Raw genomic sequence first — 21,487 nt, forward strand, 5'->3', positions numbered from 1 at the left:
GTAGTAAACACAGTCACCGTCGAAGTGAATTCCGGAAGTACAACGTCCGATCCCTTCTTCAAGTGACAGCCTTCAAGGAGGGTCGTCAATGCGCCTCGAACGTTTGGCATACGACAAAATTAAGATATTTCTTACATTCGATGATCTGAAGGACCGCGGTATTACTAAAGAAGAACTATGGATGGATGTACCAAAAGTACATGACCTTTTCAGAGAAATGATTGTGGAAGCGAGTAATGAGCTAGGCTTTGATCCTGATGGACCTGTTGTCGTTGAAGTGTTTTCCCTGCCAGCTCAGGGAATGGTCATCATTGTCTCAAAATCCAATGAAGAAATAGACAGTGATGACGAAACGTTCGACGACTCATATATAGAACTGCAAATTACACTGGGAGAAACCGAAGACATTGTTTATCAATGTCTCGATTTTGAAGATGTAATCCAGCTTTCCCACAGGCTGTATCAGCTTGGCATTATGAATGGGACACTTTTTTCCTATTCAGGCCATTACTACCTTCACTTTACTGATTATGATCTTCTTGGTGATCCTGACTCCTTTATTGCTGTACTCGCTGAGTATGGCCAGAGTTCCCATGTAACCATTTACAGACTGCAGGAATATGGTAAGCTTCTGATGAAAGATGATGCTGTGAAAAGAATTAAAGAGTGTTTTAAATAAGACACATGACTCCGGTACCGGAGTTTTTCTTTTTTACCAGGCTGTGTAAAAGGATAGAACTGGTGGAGTATGTTTTGGTACCGGCAGGCAAAACTGAAATGTATCCAGTGAAAGCCCTGGAGGATCTAGGAGCCGGGTTTATACTCCGTCCGGGAGCGAAGGACTTTATTTCGGAAGGTAAAAGAGAAAGAGCACTTGAGGCAGGCTGTTCCTTAGCCGTTTTTTTGTATGAGAGACCATTGGATAAAAAAATGTTTGTTAAAAAGGAAACAGTAGTGGAAAAATCACTTTAGGTTCTTTATAGTAGTAAATGTAAGACAGGATATTTATTATTTTATTTTACTATTTTACATATAACACGTTGAGGTGAAATCAATGGAAGGAAACGAAAAGCTCGATAAGGAGACAACCGGAAAGAAAGTGAAATCGGGAAAGCAGGATGTACTCCTCTCTACAAGGACTGTGGTTAAAACTGCACTTGATAAGCTTGGTTATCCACAGGAAGTATACGAGTTGATGAAAGAACCCCTGAGGATGATGACCGTACGTATTCCTGTTCGTATGGATGATGGATCCATAAAGGTGTTTACTGGTTACAGGGCTCAGCATAACGATGCTGTCGGTCCGACAAAAGGCGGTGTTCGTTTCCACCCGGATGTTTCAGAGACGGAAGTGAAAGCGTTATCAATATGGATGAGCCTGAAAGCGGGTATTGTTGATCTGCCCTATGGCGGAGGTAAAGGAGGGATTGTCTGCGATCCCCGTGAAATGTCCTTTCCTGAACTCGAACGCCTGAGCAGGGGATATGTACGGGCAATCAGTCAGATTGTCGGTCCTACAAAGGATATACCTGCCCCGGATGTCTTTACAAACTCCCAGATAATGGCATGGATGATGGATGAGTACAGCCGTATGAAGGAATTTGATTCACCAGGCTTTATTACAGGCAAACCGATTGTTCTAGGAGGATCTCACGGCAGAGAGTCTGCAACGGCAAAAGGTGTTACGATCTGCATAAATGAAGCGGCCAAGAAAAAAGGAATTAACATTGAAGGAGCCAGGGTAGTTATTCAGGGCTTCGGTAATGCCGGAAGCTTCCTTGCGAAGTTTATGCACGATGCGGGAGCGAAAGTGGTAGGTATTTCTGACGTTTATGGCGCCCTTCACGATCCGGACGGGCTTGATATAGATTACCTCCTTGACCGCCGTGACAGTTTCGGAACAGTTTCCAAGCTGTTCAAAGAGACGTTAACAAATGAAGAGCTTCTTGAACTTGACTGTGATATTCTCGTTCCGGCAGCCATTGAAAATCAGATTACAGAGATGAATGCCGACAAGGTCAAGGCGCAAATTGTAGTGGAAGCTGCAAACGGACCCACTACGATTGAGGCAACGAAAATCCTCAGCGACCGCGGGGTTCTTTTAGTACCTGATGTTCTGGCAAGTGCAGGTGGAGTAACTGTATCCTACTTTGAATGGGTACAGAATAACCAAGGCTATTATTGGAGCGAGCAGGAAGTTGAAGAACGACTGGAAAAAGTCATGGTCAATTCATTTGAGAATGTATACCGGCTGTCAACTTCAAGAAATGTGGATATGCGGCTAGCAGCATATATGGTTGGAGTTAGAAAAATGGCGGAGGCAAGCCGTTTCAGAGGATGGATTTAAGCATCGAATTTTTTTAATTACACGGGCAGCATACTCTTTAGTAAAAGATGATCCAGGGACCAGGTGTGGTACCGGATCATCTTTTTAGTCTGTTCTCGGAATACGATTTTTCGGAAGTCTCAGCCACTTCATCTCTTTCTTTACTCTAAAGGAAAGTACGAATAGCAACAATGTATACAAAAACAGCCGCTTTTTTATTACCCCCTGTATTCTTGCTTCCCAAATACTTGCACGAGGGCTCAAAAATATGTTTAAGTAATAACAGCACAAGTGAAAAAGGGTGATATACCAAGTGAACAGAGAAGATGTGATCATAATCGGAGCTGGGCCTTGCGGGCTCTCAGCTGCAATAGCACTGAAGAAAAAAGGATTTAATCCTCTCATTATTGAACGGGGAAACGTAGTAAATGCAATTTACCGTTATCCTACTCATCAGCAGTTTTTCAGCACCAGTGAAAAGCTTGCCATTGGCGGGATTCCCTTTTATTCAACTGAAAGAAAGCCCAAGAGAAATGAAGCGCTTGTTTATTATCGTGAGGTTGTTAAAGAGAAGGATCTCAGAATTAATGCTTTTGAGGAAGTTACATCTGTTTCTAAAGACCCAAACGGACAATTTCTCCTTACATCATCAAAATATGGTGAATCAAAAACCTATAGTGCCAAATATGTCATTGTAGCTACAGGATATTACGATTCGCCGAATTATATGGAGGTGCAAGGTGAAAACCTGCCTCATGTACGCCATTATTTTAAAGAAGCACATCCTTATTTTGATCAGGACGTCTGTGTGATCGGAGGTAAAAATTCCGCAGTAGATGCTGCACTGGAACTGGATAAAGCAGGTGCCAGGGTTACCGTTTTATACCGGGGTGAAGAGTACTCTAAAAGTGTAAAGCCGTGGATACTGCCTGAGTTTGACGGTCTCGTCCGAAATGGAGCGATTAACATGGTGTTTAACGCATGTATCGATGAGATTACAGAAGAGTATGTGAGCTATTCCGTCGGTAAAGAACAACATCAGGTGAAAGCAGACTTTGTTTTTGCTATGACCGGTTACCACCCGGATCATTCGTTTATTAAAAAGATGGGCGTTACAATAGATGATGACACAGGGCGTCCTGAATTTAATGCCGAAACAATGGAAACAAACTGTGAAGGGATATATATCGCCGGTGTAATTGCAGCCGGAAACAATGCAAATGAGATTTTTATTGAAAACGGACGTCATCACGGAGGCGCTATAGCCGCATCAATCATACTAAAAGAAGCAGGCCTTTAGGGCACTGCTTCTTTTTAATATTCAGCGTTGGAAAATCTCCTGAAGTCTTTCCTTATCAGATGTTTTTTCCAGTGCCACCATCAGTTTAAGTCGGGCTTTTTGTCCGTTTAGGCCGTTTGTGAAAATCATGCCCATTTCCTTCAGCTCTTTTCCGCCGCCTTCATAACCGTAAGTGTCCTGAACTACCCCGTTAAAGCACCTTGAAACTAGCACGATAGGGATTCCTTTATCAATAAGTGTCTGAAACGAAGGAATTGTTCCGGGGGGGAGATTCCCCTGGCCGAAAGCTTCGATCACAAGACCGTCGATGGGCATGTCACTAATTGAATTAAGAAGTTCTGCTTCCATACCTGCTACTGCTTTAAGGAGGAGAACCTTTTTGCGGACACTCGGAATGACAAAGCGCTGTCCAGAAACAGGGTGGTGGTGAAAATGAACGCCACGTTTGGAGACGATTCCGATGGGTCCGTACTGAGGGCTCTGGAAAGTAGCTATATTGCTCGTATGTGTCTTTGTTACATTTTTTGCTGTATGAATCTCGTCATTTAATACGACTAGCACACCTTTATCCCTTGCTTCCGAACTGGAGGCTGTTTTAATCGAACTGAGAAGGTTGTACGGGCCGTCAGAGCCAAGCTCGTTGCTGGAACGCATGGCACCTGTAATAACAACAGGTATGTCTGTCTCCAAAATCAAGTCAAGCATATAGGCTGTTTCTTCAAGTGTGTCCGTTCCGTGTGTGATTACAACCCCGTCAATACGCTCATCCATAACGCGTTTGTCAATTCTTTTTGCCAGATGAACCATATGTGCAGGTGTCATATGCGGGGAAGGTACGTTCAGGAAATCTTCAACCACAAGTTCCGCATCTTCTACAGCATGGACCGTGTCATGAAGCGGGTTAAGGGGGTTTGGTTTCACTGCTCCCGTTTCTGCATCTTCACTCATGGCAATCGTTCCGCCGGTATGAATAATTAATATTTTTTTCATTTTCATTCAGCTCCTGTTAAAAAGCCCGTCTGGATTAATCATATCCATTGGCATTCTGTGAGTTTTCAGCTATTATTTCTACTATAGGATTGTAAAGTTACTGGTAATCATAATCGATGTAACCGACTCTATTAAGGTATCATGTTTGGATAGGAAAAAACAGAGAGGGAATCGTGCATGTTAATCATCATAACAGCTGCACTGGCACCGTCCATTGCACTACTTTGCTTTTTTTACCTGAAAGATGAATTCGAAAATGAACCTCTCACCACTGTTGCCCGCTGTTTTATTTTTGGGTGTCTGCTTGTGTTCCCGGTCATGTTCATTCAATTTGCTTTTGATGAAGAAGGCCTTTTTCATTCTGCAGCAGCTACGGCCTTCATACAAATCGCTGTCATTGAGGAATTCTTTAAGTGGTTCGTTGTTTTTTTCGCCGTTTATCATCATGTCCACTTTAACGAACGTTACGATGGAATTGTTTATGCTTCTGCGGTGGCTCTTGGGTTTGCTACAGTAGAAAATATCTTTTATCTGATCTCAAGTGGTGTTGAATATGCTTTTTTAAGAGCGCTGCTTCCCGTTTCCAGTCATGCGTTATTTGGTGTAGTAATGGGGTATTATTTAGGAAAAGCTAAATTTAATAAAATAAGGAAAAAGAGGTTTATTTTCTTCTCCTTTCTTTTTCCGGCCTCGTTTCACGGGATTTACAATTATATCCTGCTCACACAGAATTACTGGACATACAGTGTTATACCCTTTATGATCTTCCTTTGGGTATATGCATTAAGAAAAGTAAAACATGCCAACCGGATGCAGGCGAAAGATTACACACACAACAAGGCAGGTTAAACAAGGGGGATCCCTTACTGCAGGGGATACTTGAAACAGTACATTAAAGGAGTGGTAAGAATGACGGAAACAAAACCAAGATATAAAGTTGTTATTCGATGTGAACAATGTGGTGAAAAGTATATTCTGAGAGGCAGACCTAATAATGAAGGTGGCTATGATACAGGGTTTAAACGTTGCGTATGCGGAAACGAAACGAACCTGGTTATAGATGTAACACCTGAATAATCTTTGGTTACTGCTGTCTTACCTGAGGTTCTGCTTTTTTGAATGCTGAGTTACTGAATAAGTACAAAAGAGAAAATGAAAATTTCATGAGGAACAGCGTTAGAAAGTGACCCCTAAGGTGAACAGCCTGAGGGGTCATTTTTTTGTGTTCAACAGTAAGCTTCCGCGCTTTGCCGGCACAGAAAGAAGCAAGGGAAGAACCTGATATGCTTAACGTCTTCAACCCTTCGAAACCGTGAGTTCCATCAGGGGAAAGCAGTTATGAAACGACCACTTTATTCCTTACACAGGTTCTGAATAAAAAAAGGGCAATAGATAAAACTATCGGTACGAAAGGAAAGATTCGTCTTTGATTTCTTTGCTGAGAAAAGGAGGATACAACATGAAGAGTCATGAAATCAGGCGTATGAAGCGTTTGTTAATTGCCGCCATTGTTTGTCTGCAATTTGTCGTTTTACTGCCTTCCATGGAAGCTCACGCATTTACAGATCAGGTGATCCAAAAAGGGGCGACAGGGGACGATGTAGTAGAGTTGCAGTCGAGACTTCAGTACATCGGTTTTTATCACGACACTATTGATGGTGTCTATGGGTGGGGTACATACTGGTCTGTTAAAAAGTATCAGGATGAATTCGGTTTGGAAGCAGACGGACTGGTAGGCCCGAAAATGAAGCAGATGTTAGAGAAGTCTACAGAGTTTGATAAGGCCTTTGTCCACAGAATGCTTAACGAAGGCCGTCAGTTCACCCATTATGGAGGTATGCCTTTAGAGGACCAGAAAGGACCAAAGCCCGGAACCGGTCAGGGTCCGGCCCCTGGGAAACCGGCAGCACCTGGCAAACAGCAGCCTGGTGATGAGGGCAGACAGCAACAGGGAGCTCCTGAACAGGAAACACCTGAAGCAGCGCCTGCACCTAGAGATCAGCCGGGTGCTCCTGAGGAAGAAACACCTGCAGAGCCGGCACCGGGAGATGCGGATATACCGGCTGAGGAAGAAGTACCTGAACAGGATAACGAAGCAGACATCCAAAAAGCCATTAATACGCCTGAAGGTTTCACAGATAATGACATTCAGATTATGGCACAGGCAGTCTACGGGGAAGCCCGCGGAGAGCCATATACAGGGCAGGTAGCTGTTGCTGCGGTAATTTTGAACCGTATTGAAAGTCCAACGTTCCCTAACAACCCATCAGGTGTTATTTTCGAACCAAGAGCTTTCACAGCAGTAGCTGACGGTCAGATTAATCTTGAACCGGATGAAACGGCAAGAAGAGCTGTTCTGGATGCCATTAATGGACAGGACCCTTCCGGTAACGCAATGTATTACTTTAACCCGGACACAGCAACGTCAGGTTGGATCTGGTCTCGACCTCAAATAAAACGAATTGGTAAACATATATTCTGTGAATAGTGAATGGAGGTGTAAGGAATGATTCGTTCAATTATTATTGGAGTATTGGCAGTAGGAGTAATCGGGACCGGCTATTGGGGCTACCTTGAACATCAGGAAAAAAATGCGATTCTTATTCAGTCTGAAAATAATTACCAAAGGGCTTTTCACGAACTCACATACAACCTTGATCATCTGCACGATGAACTGGGCTCTACTCTGGCAATGAATTCAAGAGAGAGGCTTTCTCCTTCTCTGACAGATGTATGGAGAATAACATCTGAGGCGCAAAATGACCTCGGTCAGCTTCCTCTGGCGCTGATGCCATTCAGTAAAACGGAAGAGTTCCTGTATAAAATTGGTGACTTCTCCTACAAGAATGCAATAAGAGATCTTGAACAGGAGCCTCTGTCAGAAGATGAGTATGAGTCGTTAAAAGAACTGTATCACCAGTCAGGGGAGATACAAAATGAAATGAGAAAAGTCCAGAGCATGGTTCTTGATGACCACCTTAAATGGATGGACGTAGAGATGGCGCTGGCATCACAGGATGGGCCTGGAGACAATGCGATTATAGACGGCTTCCAGGTCATCGACGAAAAAGCCGGTCAGTTCTCAGAAGCCTATACTGGTGACGAAGGAAACCGCCGTCAACAGGACGAAGAAATTGCAAAAGCGGTTGAAGACTTGGATGAAATAGACAAGCAAGAGGCAGTTAATATTGCAGGGGAGTTTCTCGAGCGGGAAGGAAAGCTGGAAGCTGATGTTGAGGAAACGGGAGATGGCCTTGCATACAAAGCTTACAGCCTGACCATCGAGGACCCGGAAGATGGACACTACATTTACATGGATATTACAAAAAAAGGCGGGAAGCCTGTTTACCTTCTGGAAGACAGACAAGTTGAATCATCTGAAGTAAGCTTGTACGATGCTTCTGAGAAAGCTAAAAAATTCCTTGACAAGAACGGATTTGAAAACATGCAGCTCGTAGACAGTAAGCAGTACGATAATGTTGGTGTATTTAAATTCGCTTATCTGGTTGAGGACATCCGGGTGTATACAGATGCAGCTGTAGTGGAAGTAGCCCTGGATAACAAAGACATCATCGGATATGAGGGCTTTTCCTACATTGCCAATCACCATGACCGTAAGCCGATGGAAGCCGGACTAAGTGAAGAAGAGGCAAGGGAAAGTCTTAACCCTGCACTTGAAGTGATGGAGTATCATAAAGCCATCATCGAAAATGAACTTGAGGAAGAAGTTCTTTGCTATGAATTTTTCGGCGTCATTGATGATGATACCTACCGTATTTTCATTAACGCCGACAATGGACGTGAAGAGAAGGTAGAGAAAATGGATCGGGCGGAACCCGTTTATAATTTCAGCTAAACACAGTTCTGCTGTAAGGTGAAGTTTACAGGATTTAAAATAAGCTGTCAGATCCTGTTCACAGCTTAGGGGCTGACTCCGGAGGTGCAAACGCCTTTCTGCCGGAGCCAGCCCTTTTTATTGTCGGATGTATAATGAAATTTGTTAAAAAAGAAGGAAAAAAGTCACCGGCCTCGAACGTGTAACAAGAGATCAGTAAAAGAAATACATGTTGAGGAAGTGGGCAGGCTTGATTTCAGTTGGTGATACTATTTATCTTGAAATAAATAATGGAGCGGACAGAAAGAGAAGGTACCGCAGTAAAGTAACCGATTTTAACGATACAACAATCTATATTCAGGATATTCCTGAAGGATCTGTCCTCCTGGATGGAATCCTGATGAAAGCGTGGTTCCTTGGAAAGGATGAAGCGATTTACCTGTTTGAAACAGCAGTGACCGGTAAAATGAAAAGTAATGCGCCAGTAATTGCGCTGAGTAAACCTGATTCAAAAAAAATGATCAGAATACAACGGAGGCAGTATGTCAGGGTGGAAGCTTTCCTTGATGTTGCTGTCTACCCGTATAAGACTGACTTTACACCGTTTACCACGATCTCTTCGGATATCAGTGGAGGGGGGCTGAAGATCGAGCTTCCTGAAGACCATGAACTGGTATCTGGAAATGAAGTACTTCTATATCTGCCTCTTTGTTTTCAGCAGGGTGAAACTGAATACTGTGAAGTTACTGCTGAAGTGCTCAGAATCAGCAGAGGAGCTGTAATCAAAGCGTCTCTTTCATTTAAAAAAATAAAGGAAAAAGACCGTCAGAAGCTGATTCGGTTCTGCTATGAAAAGCAAGTGGCAATGAGGCATAAAGAGAAGTCTTTTTAAAGTAAAAGGTCTTAAAAAATAGACCTTCTGTAATAAAATATGATAATATAGACGAAAGAATTAGAATTCAATGAACGAACCAATCGTTTTGAAAGAGGTAGGAATATCAACATGAAACAACCGATTAATATTTCAATTGACGGACCAGCTGGTGCAGGTAAAAGTACTGTGGCCAGACAAGTGGCAGATGCGTTATCTTTTACCTATATAGATACCGGTGCTATGTACCGGGCCCTGACATATGAAGCGCTGAAGCATCACGTTGATGTACATAATGAAGCCCGTGTCATGTCCCTCCTCAAAGATATGGAGATCACCCTGGAAAATGAGGGTATGACAAGCCGTGTATATGTTAACGAAGAAGATGTTACTGACGCTGTCCGGTTAAATGAAGTAACGAATAACGTATCATTTATCGCCAAACACGAAAAAATCCGTATTGAGATGGTGAAAAAACAACAGGAAATGGCAGAATCCAAACGTACTGTCATGGATGGCCGTGATATTGGAACTGCTGTACTCCCTGATGCTGAAGTAAAGGTATTTCTCACAGCATCAGTTGAAGAAAGAGCAAGACGCAGGCATCAGGAGCATCTGGATAAAGGTATTCCATCTGATCTTTCTGTACTAATTGAAGAGATTGCAAGAAGGGATAAAATTGACTCTGAACGGGAGTTTGCCCCTTTGAAGAAAGCACATGACGCTGTAGAAGTTGATTCCACCTCCATGAGTATCGAAGAAGTGATACAGACGATTTTGCAGCTTGTCAGGGAAAGGACGAATGGCAGTGAATAAGTCAGTATACCGCCTGGGCAAGTTTATATGCAGAACGTTTTTCAGACTTTTCTTCAGGGTCAGAGTAGTAGGGCGGGAAAACCTCCCTTCAAATGGCGGAATCCTGTTGTGCAGCAATCATATTCATTATCTTGATCCTCCTTTTTTAGGCGCTTTTTTGAAACGGGACACCCGGTATATGGCTAAATCAGAATTATTTTCCAAACCCATTCTAAAAGGTCTGCTGCCGAAGCTCGGGGCTTTTCCTATCCGCAGGGGAATGAGTGACAGGCAGGCTCTGCGAAAAGGGCTTTCACTCCTTAAAGAAGGAGAAATGATCGGTGTTTTCCCCGAAGGAACCAGAAGTAAGACGGGGAAATTAGGAAAAGGACTTGCGGGAGTCGGTTTTTTTGCTCTCAGATCAGATGCCTATGTCGTTCCAAGTGCCATTACCGGATCGTACAAACCTTTTTCCAGGCTGACAATCATATATGGTGAACCTGTGGATATGCAGACACTGAGAGAAAACAAAGCTTCAGCGGAAGAAGCTACAGAAGCTATTATGAAATCCATCGGAGATCTGCTGATAAAACACGAATCAAAAAAAGGTTAGAACTTCCGCCCAACGCGGAAGATTAAGATAAAACAGTTTCAACGTTCCCGTTTTTCGGGGGATTAGGGAGGTAGTGTCAATGTCAGAAGAAATGAACAATGAAATGGCGGAAGTGAAGTCATTTTCCGTCGGGGAAATCGTTACCGGAACGGTAACCAAAGTTGAAGAAAAACAAGCGTATGTTAACGTCGGATATAAAACGGACGGCGTGGTTCCTATCAGTGAACTTTCGAGCCTGCATGTTGAAAAAGTAAGCGACGTGCTGTCAGAGGGAGACGAAATCCAGCTTAAGGTAACAAAAGCTTCAGACGATGAGCTCGTTTTATCAAAGCGTGCTGTAGCTGCTGAAAAAGCATGGGAAGACATGGAAGAGAAACTTCAGAACGGAGATACGTTCAACGCTGAAGTGGCAGATGTTGTTAAAGGAGGCCTCGTTGTTGACGTCGGTGTCCGCGGATTTATTCCGGCATCCCTCGTAGAGCGTCATTACGTTGAGGACTTCTCGGATTATAAGGGCAAATCTCTTCGCCTGAAGGTCGTTGAGATGGACCGTGAAAAGAATAAACTTATTTTGTCTCAAAGAGCTGTTCTAGACGCAGAAGCGCAAAATCGTAAGCGTTCCACACTGGAAAATATTCATGAAGGAGACGTCATTGAAGGAACGGTCCAGCGATTAACTGACTTCGGTGCTTTCGTGGATATCGGCGGCGTTGACGGCCTTGTTCATATTTCCCAGATGGCTCACCATCACGTGGACACACCTTCTGAAGTTGTCAGTGAAGGGGACCAGATTAAAGTTAAAGTTCTTGGAGTGGATCCGGATAACGAGCGTATTTCCTTATCCATTAAAGAAACGCTTCCGGGGCCATGGGAACAGATTGAAGGTAAAGTAAAGTCAGGGGACGTAGTAACCGGGACTGTTAAACGACTGGTTTCCTTTGGTGCATTTATTGAAATAGCACCGGGGGTTGAAGGCCTTGTTCACATTTCCCAGATTGCGAACCGTCACATAGGGACTCCTGGTGAAGTACTTGAAGAAGGACAGGAAGTCCAGGCGAAAGTACTTGACGTAAACATTAACGATAAGCGCATTTCACTCAGCATCCGCTCACTGGAAGAGGAAGCTGAAGTTAAGCAGAACAAAAAGGTGGAAAAGGAATATCAGAAAGAAGATGATTCCTCAGGCTTTTCTCTTGGTGATATGATTGGAGATCAATTAAAGAAATACAAATAATGACTGATTGAAGGTGACGTTGGATGAGCAGAGCGAAAAGAAAAGCAGATCATCTCAGAGGTGCACTGCAATCCGGACAGGCGGGAGAATCGGGCTTTGACGATATAACTTTTGTACACCAAAGCCTCCCGGATGTAAACACGTCCTCCATCCAACTTGAAACAGAAATCGGCGAACTGACTATCAGTTCGCCGATTTTTATCAATGCGATGACTGGTGGAGGCGGAAAAGCCACAGAAGTAATTAATTCTTCCCTTGCTGAAGCAGCAAGGGAACTTAACATTCCAATTGCGGTCGGCTCTCAAATGTCTGCTTTAAAAGACCCGGAGGAGCGCCGTACATATGAAACAGTCAGAAAAAACAATCCGGACGGTATTGTTATTGGAAATGTCGGCAGTGAAGCTTCAGTGGACCAAGCTCAGTCGTGTGTGGATATGCTTGAGGCAGATGCATTACAAATTCACCTGAATGTCATTCAGGAACTGGTCATGCCGGAGGGGGACAGAAATTTTGAAGGCGCACTCTCCCGTATAGAAACAATCTGTAAAGAAGTATCCGTTCCCGTTATTGTAAAAGAAGTGGGTTTTGGTACAAGCATGGAATCAGCAAGAAAGTTATCCGACGCAGGGGTATCGGTCATTGACGCAGGTGGTTTTGGCGGTACGAACTTTTCAATGATTGAGAACCAGCGAAGGAAAAAGGATATGTCATTTTTCAATGAGTGGGGTATTAAAACAGCGGCCTCTATAGCTGAAGTAAAATATGCATGCCCTGAAATCCCGGTGCTTTCATCAGGAGGCATTCGGACAGCTATGGATATAGCAAAATCCCTTGCCCTTGGAGCGAGTGCATGTGGAATGGCCGGGCGCATCCTTAAGTGGGTAAAAGACGGAGGGACGCAGGAGGTGTTAGATCAGGTAATCCTTCTCCAGGAAGAACTAAGATGGATTATGACTGCTCTTGGAATCAATAACGTACATTCGTTTCAAAAAGTACCTTTTGTCATTTCGGGAGAGACCCACCACTGGCTTAAAGAACGGGGGATTGACACGAAACATTTCAGCATCCGTTGAAACACATTTTTAAAGAGGCCGGGACATAAAGAAAGTGTTTAGCTGATAATCCGAACAATGCACGAACGTAGCGGATGAAATATACGCAGACTCCTGCGGGATATAAAGCAAAGGTGAGACCCCGCAGTGCGTAGTACGCGGAGGGTAACCCGCTTCCCGCGGAAAGCGAAGTATATTTCAGGAGCGATTTATTTGCACCGCATATTATATGTTCGCGTTCTCGTTGACTAAAACACTTATGTCCCAGCCTCTTTCTTATCGCTCTCTCTGTCTTTTGTTTGCGCTCTGAGCATTTTCAAGCCCTGCTGCTCCATCATAGTGTAGGGACTGATCACGGTCAGACTCTGTTCTTTTTGACTGTTTTAGTTTCTTCTCCTGTCTGTCTTTACCCAAGGAAAACACCTCCTTTTTTCATCCAGCGTATATTTTCCCCCTTTATCTGACGATTATGTAAATAAAGGAGGTGTGTTTTTGTGGATGGTTTTTGGTTTTTATGGTCTGCCTGGCTTACGGTACTGTATATTTCTTTTTTTTCGGACTCAAAACGTTCTTCTTTCCTATATGTATCCCTGGCATTATCAGTGATTATTTGTTCCGGGATAGTTGTGCCTGCACCCGGCGCAGCTGTCGGATGTTCAGCTGTTATATTACTGTTTACCGGGTACCTGCTTTTAACGCATCAGGCGAAAACGGATGTTTTCAGAACATTGTTTCTCAGCCTTTGTACAGCACTTTTATACGGGTGGCTTGAGTTTGTTTATTTTTATGAACCTGTATGGATGCTTTTTTCCCACAAAACAACCTCTGTTGTCCTTATGTCCACTTTGCTTATTTTGACGGGAAAATCTTTACGTCTGCGTGCTTCCGCATTATTTACCGGCTTCTTCCAGGGTCAGGTGGGATTTTGGTTTTATACGATTCTCACTGTAAGGCCCGGGGGAGGAATATATACAGTAGGGGGGATGGACCGCCTTGATATCCTGGGTCTTTGTTTTCTTTCCGCAGCTGGATTCTCTGCGTTTGAATGGGCAGCAGCACGCATAAGGGAGAGGGTGCTGAGCCAGGCAGGTCTCCCTTCTGTTGCAGGGAAAAAAGTCAACGCATAACCCCCGGGAAATCGTTAAGCAAGGTTTGTTAAGGCAGGATTCTTTTGATATAATGAGTTAGTTCATTCCAGCTGGCCCTTTCCAATGACAAGGAAGGGTTTTCTTTTTGACATTTCAAACTATAACAACGACATTTTTTAAGAAAACACGTTTTAAAGGCTGTTTTCGCAAAGATTGCTGTCAGTCTTCACTCAGAAAGCCGAAGTGACCGAGGTATGGGCCGGGCAGGCTGGCCGTCACCTCTCCATAGGTGAAAGTGATTAAGCAGCAATAATACGAAAACAGCGTAATTAAATGATTACTTTTACCTGATACTTAAAGAATGAAGTAGAGAAAGCGAGGGGCTTTTATGCCTAAACCGGTAGTTGCTATTGTAGGACGTCCAAATGTAGGGAAATCCACAATTTTTAATCGAATAGTAGGAGAACGTATTGCGATTGTAGAAGATAAACCAGGAGTTACCCGTGACCGGATATATGGGAACGGAGAATGGCTGAACCATGAATTTCACCTGATCGACACAGGCGGGATCGAAATGACTGACGAACCGCTTCTTACCCAGATGCGTTATCAGGCGGAACTGGCAATAGAAGAGGCCGATGTTATTATCTTTGTTGTAAACGGACGTGATGGGATTACAGGAGCTGACGAAGAAGTATCCCAGCTTCTGTTCCGCTCGAAAAAGCCGATAGTCCTTGGTGTTAACAAAATGGACGATCCGACACTCCATGAAAAGATGTATGAATTTTACAGCCTGGGAATAGGTGATCCTGTTGCTATATCCGGATCTCACGGTCTTGGACTTGGAGATCTGCTTGATGAAGTAACCGGCAGGTTTGGGAATATTGCAGAAGATGATTATGATGATGATACGGTCAGAATCAGCTTAATCGGACGTCCGAACGTCGGGAAGAGTTCTCTTGTTAATGCTATGCTTGGTGAAGAGCGGGTTATTGTAAGTGACATTCCAGGAACTACGAGAGATGCGATCGATACTCCCTTTGAAAGAGACGGTAAAGATTATGTAATTATTGATACTGCTGGAATGCGTAAAAAGGGAAAAGTGTATGAGACCACTGAAAAATACAGTGTAATCAGGGCGATGAGAGCGATAGAGAGATCTGACGTTGTTTTGATGGTTATAAATGCGGAAGAAGGCCTTATTGAACAGGACAAGCGTATCGCAGGCTATGCTCATGAAGAGGGGCGTGCTGTTATCATCGTCGTCAACAAATGGGATGTACTTGAAAAAGACGATAAGACTATGAGGGACTTTGAACAAAAGATCAGAGATGAGTTTTTGTTTATGGACTATGCTCCTATTTTGTTTGTATCTGCAAAAACAAAACAAAGACTTCATAAGGTGCTTCCCCTTGTTGAAGAAGTGAGCGAGTCTCACAATCAGCGCGTTCCTACCAATGTATTGAATGACCTGATTGTCGATGCAGTTACAATGAACCCGACTCCGACGGATCACGGTGGAAGAAGACTTAGAATCAATTATGCCACCCAGGTAGCTGTTGCACCTCCGACATTTGTTCTGTTTGTCAATGACCCTGAGCTTCTCCACTTCTCCTACCGGCGCTATCTGGAGAATAAAATCCGGGACACATTTGATTTCATGGGCACCCCTATCCGAATTTATGCAAGAAAGAAAAATGATTAACATCAGCCTGATTTAATGCTGACCTTCATCTGCTCTTAATGTGAACTGAATTATACTGGGCTGTGTATAGACAGGCCTCCGGAATGCTTCCCAGGGAACAGATAATAACATAAGCGTAATTCCTTAACCGGAACAGGCGGTAAATCCTCCGCCTGTTGCATTTTGGGTAACTCATCAATACATAAATATAAATTGAAGTGGGGGGTTGGGATGTATTTTATCATTTCTGTCATTGTGGCTTACTTGCTTGGTTCGATTAGTTTCAGTGTAATTATTGCAAGAAAAATCATGCAGGTGGACATCCGCCAGCACGGGAGCGGCAATGCAGGTGCCACAAATACTCTTCGGGTACTTGGGGTGGGGCCTGCCATCGTTGTGCTTTTACTTGACTGTCTTAAAGGAATAATCGCCGTTTTGGGAGCACTTTATTTTACCGGCGGGGATGCATTTATTGCCAGTGCAGCCGGTCTTGCTGCTATTGCCGGTCACAACTGGCCTGTTTATTACGGGTTTCGAGGAGGCAAAGGTGTTGCCACAACAATCGGCGTTTTAGCCAGCCTTGTTTTTCTGCCTGCATTACTGGCAGGTGCAATTGCTATTTTAAGTATTATCTTTACCCGTTTTGTTTCTCTTGGCTCTTTACTTTTTATTTCGGGTACGACCATTATAGTGTTTATTTTCAGTCTTACCGGCTCTTATTCAAGTGATTATTTATATTTTTTGATTGTCATTACTGTTTTATCATTCTGGAGGCACCGCACTAATATTGAAAGACTGATAAAGGGGACGGAAAGTAAAATCGGACAAAAAGCAACCGCGAATTGAAAGGGGTAATCCAATGCCATCAATTACAGTCCTTGGAGCAGGAAGCTGGGGAACTGCTCTCTCCGTTGTATTAGCAGACAATAATCACCAGGTAACATTGTGGGGGCGTTCAGCCGATTCAGCACGTGAAATAAATGAAAATCACACTAATGTAAAATACTTACCGGGTGTTTTGCTCCCTGAAACCATCCAGGCGACGAATGATCTTCAAGAAGCCTTAAAAGGCAGTGACACCATTCTGCTGGTCGTTCCAACTAAAGCCATGAGGGATATTCTTAAGGATATCAAATCAAACCTTGAGCGCCCTGTAACCTTTGTGCATGCCAGCAAAGGGATTGAGCCAGAAACATATCTTAGGGTTTCTGAAATTATAGAAGAGGAAATACCCGAAAACCTCAGGAAGGCAGTTGTAGTCCTTTCAGGGCCATCACATGCGGAAGAAGTAAGTACAAGACAGCCGACAACAGTTACGAGCTCATCCGTGAATATGAAGGCTGCTGAATTTGTTCAGGATTTGTTTATGAATACAAACTTCAGAGTTTATACGAATCCCGACCTCATAGGGGTTGAAATCGGAGGTTCTCTGAAAAACATCATTGCCCTTGGCGCCGGAATGACCAGTGGACTTGGTTACGGAGATAATGCAAAGGCAGCTCTTATGACCAGAGGACTGGCTGAAATTGCACGCCTTGGAATGAAACTCGGTGCCAAGCCGATGACTTTTGCAGGTCTTTCAGGTCTTGGAGACCTTATCGTAACCTGTACAAGCGTCCACAGCAGAAACTGGCGTGCCGGGAATATGATCGGAAAAGGCAGGACTGTTCCCGAAGTCCTTGAGGAGATGGGGATGGTTGTAGAAGGCATCCGTACCACAAAAGCAGCCTACCAGCTCGCTTCACTTGAAAAAGTGGACATGCCGATTACAAGCGGGCTATACGATGTATTGTTCAATGGTAAAGAGCCAGAGGCTGCAGTTGAGGAACTGATGGGCCGGGTTAAAAAGCATGAAGTAGAAGATTTGAAATTAGGGGAAACAGACCCACTGAATGATATGGAACCTTAACTTACACTCACAGGAAGCCCTCCGGTGCATATGATATGTTGATATCAATCACGGGGAGGGTTTTTACATTGGACGAAAAGAAAAATATCTTTGGTGAGATTGAGAAAAAGACAAATGTGAACCAGCAGGATTTGTTAAAACTTGCCCAGTCTGCAAGTAAAACAGATTTGAAAAGTGAACAGAACGTCCGACAGCTGATTCAGCAGGTTGCCCTTGTAGCAGGGGTTTCTGTTAATAAAAAGAAAGAAGACGAGTTGGTTAAAGCAATTTTAGCCAATAACGTCCCAATGGACTTTGGGACACTTTCAAAAATGTTTCAGAAAAACAACGGTAAATAGGCAATCGCGCGCGCGAACCTTTTTCTTCGGCATATACTGAAACCGAGGTAGCGTCAAAATCGGGCTGTTAGATTTGGCGGTATTTAGTCATAAAAGTTGAAGGAAGGTGCCCCCTTTTCTTCAACTTTTTTTGTTGTTTAGGAATTTCTACTTCTCTATATGTGGATAACTTCAGAGGAAACTACTCCACGTCCAGCTCCAGCACCCGAGCTCGAGGTCATTTCATTCCATCTGCTTAAGCCTGCATAGCGGCATCAATCTGAAAGCCTCGCTGAAATGCTTGCACTAAAGTATAAGGGCAACTAAGACTTTCGCCAAGACTGGCGATAAGCCAGTTTTCTTTATCCTTCGTGATCAAGGCGATTGCGCTTTTGTTCTTGCCGGTTTGCAGACAAAAGAAAAGATGACAGAAAGGCAGTGCAGGTAAAACAGCGTTCCCTTGAGAAAGGACAAGCTGTAAAAGACCACGCTTTATGAACAAAAAGTGAATTTTTTCCTTTTAATTGCCCGTAAGTACAGCTTTTGCAGCTTCTGTGCTATAATGATCGGGGAAAATAACAGGATTATGTTCGATTTTGGAGGAATTTTTATGGATGATGGTTTAACGAAAATGTGGGTAAGCTTTTTTGCTATGGGACTGATGTTCGTCTCGGTTATTATGACGATTGTATCCCGGGAAAAGCTTAAAGGCTGGGTCCAGAGAGTGTTTTTGACAATCAGCTTTATTTGTATGATAGTAGCGGGCTTTATTATTTTTGTTGTTGTATTTACAGGCCCTGTACCTGAATAACGACACTACCAAGAGGGGTTATTTTAATGAAGAAAATGACAGCGGTTATGGCTCTCCTGTTATCGGCATTCATTCTGTCCGGGTGCTTGTTTCCGGACGACCAGCGTGCAGAAAACCAGGTGCCGTATGATGACCAGATTCAAAGCGTTCAAACAGCTGTTAATCAATACAGGGAAGACACGCAGGTGCTTCCGATTCAAACGAGAGACAATGAAGTTTCGGTATTTATGAGATACCCGGTGAATTTCAGATCACTGGTTCCCTCCTACTTACAAAACGCCCCGGGTAACTCTTTTGAAAACGGCGGAACGTTTCAATATGTACTGACGAATGTGGAAGAACAGGCGGAAGTTAAGCTGGTAGATTTAAGGAGCTCCCGCAAACTGCAGGAAATTAATCGCCGGATTGATTCCTACCGTTCTCAAAACCGCTATGCTCCTGTTGAAGGCCAGGCGGGGCCCGGTGTACTGGAGCTTGATTATGAGGCACTGCGGTACAATGAGCCCGCAACAGTGAGAAGTCCGTTTCACCCGGATCATCTTCTTCCAGTTCATATGGCAACGAACGGCGAACTTGTTATTGATTACAGCATTGATATTTTATATTACATTGAAGAATATGGTATGGGAGACTTCTCTGAAGGAGATGATCTCAGGTGGCTTCTTGTGGAGCATGCACCTTTTGTACCGGCCCATTCCAAACCAATGACCATCGAAGACGGAGAGGTTGTATTTAAATCCTCATCCGGCGAAACAGAGTAACAGGCCAAACTGAATAAATGTTCTATAATGCTTCCCTTTCCAATATAGTAACTAAAAGAAAGGGAAGCTTTTTTATGCTTAAAGCAAGGCAATATGCCTGTGCTTGCTTCAGGCTGGAACTTCTATATGGTGAGAATAATCCTGCAGTGTGCGCCTCCCTTCTAAATCGGTTTTTCATTCGTATAAGTGGGTGATGCTATTTGAATGATCAGTAATGAAAATGGCTTTGTAAACTGCTTGTCATATTTAACAGGCAAGAACATAAGTATATAGTGTCATCACCTTGAATCGTATGCAGAAGCTGTCAACATAAAATCGATCGGGAGGGGATCGTGTGGAGAAATTCGATATTTTCAGAGATATCGCTGAACGGACTGGTGGCGATATTTATCTCGGCGTCGTAGGATCTGTACGAACAGGGAAATCGACGTTTATTAAAAAGTTTATGGAGCTTGCTGTCATTCCGAATATCGGGACGGAAGCAGACCGCGCCAGGGCACAGGATGAGCTGCCTCAAAGTGCTGCCGGAAAGCAGATTATGACTACTGAACCGAAATTTGTACCGAATCAGGCTGTGTCTATTCATGTTGATGAAGGCCTCGATGTAAACGTGCGCGTTGTAGACTGCGTAGGGTATGCCGTACCTGGAGCAAAAGGGTATGAGGATGAGAACGGACCGAGGATGATTCATACACCTTGGTATGAAGATCCAATCCCATTTCATGAAGCTGCTGAAATCGGCACAAGAAAAGTTATTCAGGAACATTCAACACTTGGAGTTGTCGTAACAACTGACGGATCTATCGGAGAGATCCCGCGCCACGATTATGTAGAGTCCGAGCAGCGCGTTATAGAAGAGTTAAAGGAAGTCGGTAAGCCGTTTATTGTGATCGTAAACAGCGTTCATCCTCACCATCCAGTAACAGAAGACCTCAGGCAGTCGATTGAAAACGAGCACGATGTGCCTGTTCTTTCGATGAGTATTGAGAGTATGACAGAACAGGATATCAATGCCGTCATGAGGGAAGTGCTGTTTGAGTTTCCTGTTCATGAAGTTAATGTGAACCTGCCGAGCTGGGTGATGGTGCTGAAAGAAGAACACTGGCTTCGGGAAAATTACGAATCAGCCGTAAGAGAAACGGTTAAAGACATTAAGAGACTCCGCGATGTGGACCGGGTAGTCGGAAACTTTGTTGATTATGAGTTTGTGGACCGGGCACAACTGGCGGGAATCGAGATGGGGCAGGGCGTTGCCGAAATTGACCTCCATGCACCGGATGACCTTTATGATCAGATTCTTAAAGAAGTGGTAGGTGTGGAGATCCGCGGGAAAGACCACCTTCTCGAGTTAATGCAGGATTTTGCTTTTGCGAAAGCGGAGTATGATCAGGTGTCCGATGCCCTTAGAATGGTTAAACAGACAGGGTACGGCATTGCAGCTCCTTCACTAAGTGATATGAGTCTGGATGAGCCTGAAATTATCAGACAGGGCTCCCGGTTTGGTGTGAGGCTTAAAGCAGTAGCACCGTCGATTCATATGATCAAAGTTGATGTTGAATCAGAGTTTGCACCGATTATCGGAACGGAAAAACAAAGTGAAGAACTCGTCCGGTACCTGATGCAGGACTTTGAAGAAAATCCTTTATCAATCTGGAATTCAGATATCTTCGGTAGATCTCTTAATTCCATCGTGAGGGAAGGTATTTCTGCAAAACTCTCCCTCATGCCAGAAAATGCAAGGTATAAACTGAAAGAAACCCTTGAGCGCATCATTAACGAAGGGTCAGGCGGCCTTATTGCCATCATCTTATAACTCTCCCTGGCGGAGGGTTATTTTTTTGTCTGGCTGTTTTCAGGGGCTTTCTTGAACTAGTGAAGGGTCCACCGCTTTCCCAGGGGGT

The 21,487-nt window shown here is 43.8% G+C and carries 24 protein-coding genes; 21 read left to right on the top strand and 3 right to left on the bottom strand.

The window, feature by feature from the left end; genetic code table 11:
* The first annotated feature begins 88 nt into the window (after nt 1–88).
* From EBO34_RS03950 to EBO34_RS03965, 4 genes are all read left to right on the top strand, one after another.
* Complete coding sequence (locus EBO34_RS03950; protein WP_122896636.1) at nt 89–679, top strand: genetic competence negative regulator; 591 nt, start codon at nt 89–91, stop codon at nt 677–679.
* A 62-nt stretch (nt 680–741) separates the two neighbouring features.
* On the top strand, nt 742–972 hold the full coding sequence (locus EBO34_RS03955) for a hypothetical protein (RefSeq protein ID WP_142996767.1): 231 nt from the start codon (nt 742–744) through the stop codon (nt 970–972).
* A gap of 82 nt (nt 973–1,054) precedes the next feature.
* Nucleotides 1,055–2,347, top strand: a complete 1,293-nt coding sequence (locus EBO34_RS03960; RefSeq protein ID WP_122896638.1) for a Glu/Leu/Phe/Val family dehydrogenase — start codon at nt 1,055–1,057, stop codon at nt 2,345–2,347.
* A gap of 292 nt (nt 2,348–2,639) precedes the next feature.
* Nucleotides 2,640–3,626: a YpdA family putative bacillithiol disulfide reductase gene (locus tag EBO34_RS03965; protein WP_122896639.1), complete on the top strand. Its 987-nt coding sequence runs from the start codon at nt 2,640–2,642 to the stop codon at nt 3,624–3,626.
* 21 nt (nt 3,627–3,647) lie between these two features.
* Here the strand turns inward: EBO34_RS03965 and EBO34_RS03970 are convergent, their stop codons facing one another.
* The gene (locus EBO34_RS03970; protein WP_122896640.1) at nt 3,648–4,616 is read right to left on the bottom strand and encodes an asparaginase; all 969 of its coding nucleotides are present in this window, start codon (nt 4,614–4,616) and stop codon (nt 3,648–3,650) included.
* A 177-nt stretch (nt 4,617–4,793) separates the two neighbouring features.
* On the opposite strand from EBO34_RS03970, the gene prsW reads away from it, so the two are divergent.
* The 9 genes from prsW (at nt 4,794) to fni (ending at nt 13,037) form a co-directional block, all read left to right on the top strand.
* Entirely contained in the window at nt 4,794–5,465 is a 672-nt protein-coding gene (gene prsW, locus EBO34_RS03975; RefSeq protein ID WP_122896641.1) for a glutamic-type intramembrane protease PrsW, read from the top strand.
* Nucleotides 5,466–5,525: 60 nt separating this feature from the next.
* Complete coding sequence (locus EBO34_RS20555; RefSeq protein WP_183163698.1) at nt 5,526–5,693, top strand: hypothetical protein; 168 nt, start codon at nt 5,526–5,528, stop codon at nt 5,691–5,693.
* Nucleotides 5,694–6,075: 382 nt separating this feature from the next.
* The gene (gene sleB / locus EBO34_RS03980; RefSeq protein WP_249413992.1) at nt 6,076–7,104 is read left to right on the top strand and encodes a spore cortex-lytic enzyme; all 1,029 of its coding nucleotides are present in this window, start codon (nt 6,076–6,078) and stop codon (nt 7,102–7,104) included.
* Between the two features lie 18 nt (nt 7,105–7,122).
* Entirely contained in the window at nt 7,123–8,472 is a 1,350-nt protein-coding gene (gene ypeB / locus EBO34_RS03985; protein ID WP_122896642.1) for a germination protein YpeB, read from the top strand.
* Between the two features lie 229 nt (nt 8,473–8,701).
* Entirely contained in the window at nt 8,702–9,343 is a 642-nt protein-coding gene (locus tag EBO34_RS03990) for a flagellar brake protein (RefSeq protein WP_183163699.1), read from the top strand.
* A 111-nt stretch (nt 9,344–9,454) separates the two neighbouring features.
* A complete protein-coding gene (gene cmk, locus EBO34_RS03995) occupies nt 9,455–10,138 on the top strand; it encodes a (d)CMP kinase (protein WP_122896644.1) in 684 nt (227 codons plus the stop codon).
* A complete protein-coding gene (locus EBO34_RS04000) occupies nt 10,131–10,730 on the top strand; it encodes a lysophospholipid acyltransferase family protein (protein ID WP_249413993.1) in 600 nt (199 codons plus the stop codon). Before cmk ends, EBO34_RS04000 begins: the two co-directional genes overlap by 8 nt.
* Before the next feature lie 79 nt (nt 10,731–10,809).
* Complete coding sequence (gene rpsA, locus EBO34_RS04005; protein WP_122896646.1) at nt 10,810–11,964, top strand: 30S ribosomal protein S1; 1,155 nt, start codon at nt 10,810–10,812, stop codon at nt 11,962–11,964.
* 23 nt (nt 11,965–11,987) lie between these two features.
* Complete coding sequence (gene fni / locus EBO34_RS04010) at nt 11,988–13,037, top strand: type 2 isopentenyl-diphosphate Delta-isomerase (RefSeq protein WP_122896647.1); 1,050 nt, start codon at nt 11,988–11,990, stop codon at nt 13,035–13,037.
* 255 nt (nt 13,038–13,292) lie between these two features.
* On the opposite strand, the gene EBO34_RS04015 is transcribed toward fni, so the two are convergent.
* On the bottom strand, nt 13,293–13,430 hold the full coding sequence (locus EBO34_RS04015; RefSeq protein WP_122896648.1) for a YpzI family protein: 138 nt from the start codon (nt 13,428–13,430) through the stop codon (nt 13,293–13,295).
* Between the two features lie 80 nt (nt 13,431–13,510).
* Here EBO34_RS04015 and EBO34_RS04020 point away from each other — a divergent pair, with 80 nt between their 5' ends.
* From EBO34_RS04020 to EBO34_RS04040, 5 genes are all read left to right on the top strand, one after another.
* The gene (locus tag EBO34_RS04020) at nt 13,511–14,143 is read left to right on the top strand and encodes a YphA family membrane protein (RefSeq protein WP_122896649.1); all 633 of its coding nucleotides are present in this window, start codon (nt 13,511–13,513) and stop codon (nt 14,141–14,143) included.
* A gap of 349 nt (nt 14,144–14,492) precedes the next feature.
* Nucleotides 14,493–15,809, top strand: a complete 1,317-nt coding sequence (gene der, locus EBO34_RS04025) for a ribosome biogenesis GTPase Der (protein WP_122896650.1) — start codon at nt 14,493–14,495, stop codon at nt 15,807–15,809.
* Nucleotides 15,810–16,019: 210 nt separating this feature from the next.
* Nucleotides 16,020–16,634 carry a glycerol-3-phosphate 1-O-acyltransferase PlsY gene (gene plsY, locus EBO34_RS04030; RefSeq protein ID WP_122896651.1) on the top strand — a complete coding sequence of 205 codons (615 nt, stop codon included), beginning with the start codon at nt 16,020–16,022 and terminating at the stop codon, nt 16,632–16,634.
* A gap of 13 nt (nt 16,635–16,647) precedes the next feature.
* Complete coding sequence (locus tag EBO34_RS04035; protein ID WP_122896652.1) at nt 16,648–17,697, top strand: NAD(P)H-dependent glycerol-3-phosphate dehydrogenase; 1,050 nt, start codon at nt 16,648–16,650, stop codon at nt 17,695–17,697.
* A gap of 68 nt (nt 17,698–17,765) precedes the next feature.
* Nucleotides 17,766–18,035 (top strand): stage VI sporulation protein F, encoded by a 270-nt coding sequence (locus EBO34_RS04040; RefSeq protein ID WP_249413994.1) that lies wholly within the window; start codon nt 17,766–17,768, stop codon nt 18,033–18,035.
* 235 nt (nt 18,036–18,270) lie between these two features.
* Here EBO34_RS04040 and EBO34_RS04045 read toward each other — a convergent pair whose 3' ends face one another.
* Entirely contained in the window at nt 18,271–18,516 is a 246-nt protein-coding gene (locus EBO34_RS04045) for a hypothetical protein (protein WP_122896654.1), read from the bottom strand.
* Nucleotides 18,517–18,624: 108 nt separating this feature from the next.
* Between EBO34_RS04045 and EBO34_RS04050 the strand changes: the two genes are divergently transcribed.
* The 3 genes from EBO34_RS04050 (at nt 18,625) to spoIVA (ending at nt 21,399) form a co-directional block, all read left to right on the top strand.
* On the top strand, nt 18,625–18,825 hold the full coding sequence (locus EBO34_RS04050; protein WP_122896655.1) for a DUF2768 domain-containing protein: 201 nt from the start codon (nt 18,625–18,627) through the stop codon (nt 18,823–18,825).
* Nucleotides 18,826–18,851: 26 nt separating this feature from the next.
* Entirely contained in the window at nt 18,852–19,586 is a 735-nt protein-coding gene (locus EBO34_RS04055) for a hypothetical protein (protein ID WP_122896656.1), read from the top strand.
* 334 nt (nt 19,587–19,920) lie between these two features.
* Nucleotides 19,921–21,399, top strand: a complete 1,479-nt coding sequence (spoIVA, locus tag EBO34_RS04060) for a stage IV sporulation protein A (protein ID WP_122896657.1) — start codon at nt 19,921–19,923, stop codon at nt 21,397–21,399.
* The last annotated feature ends 88 nt before the right edge of the window (nt 21,400–21,487 follow it).

The sequence above is a fragment of the Alteribacter keqinensis genome (genome assembly GCF_003710255.1).
GTDB lineage: Bacteria > Bacillota > Bacilli > Bacillales > Salisediminibacteriaceae > Alteribacter > Alteribacter keqinensis.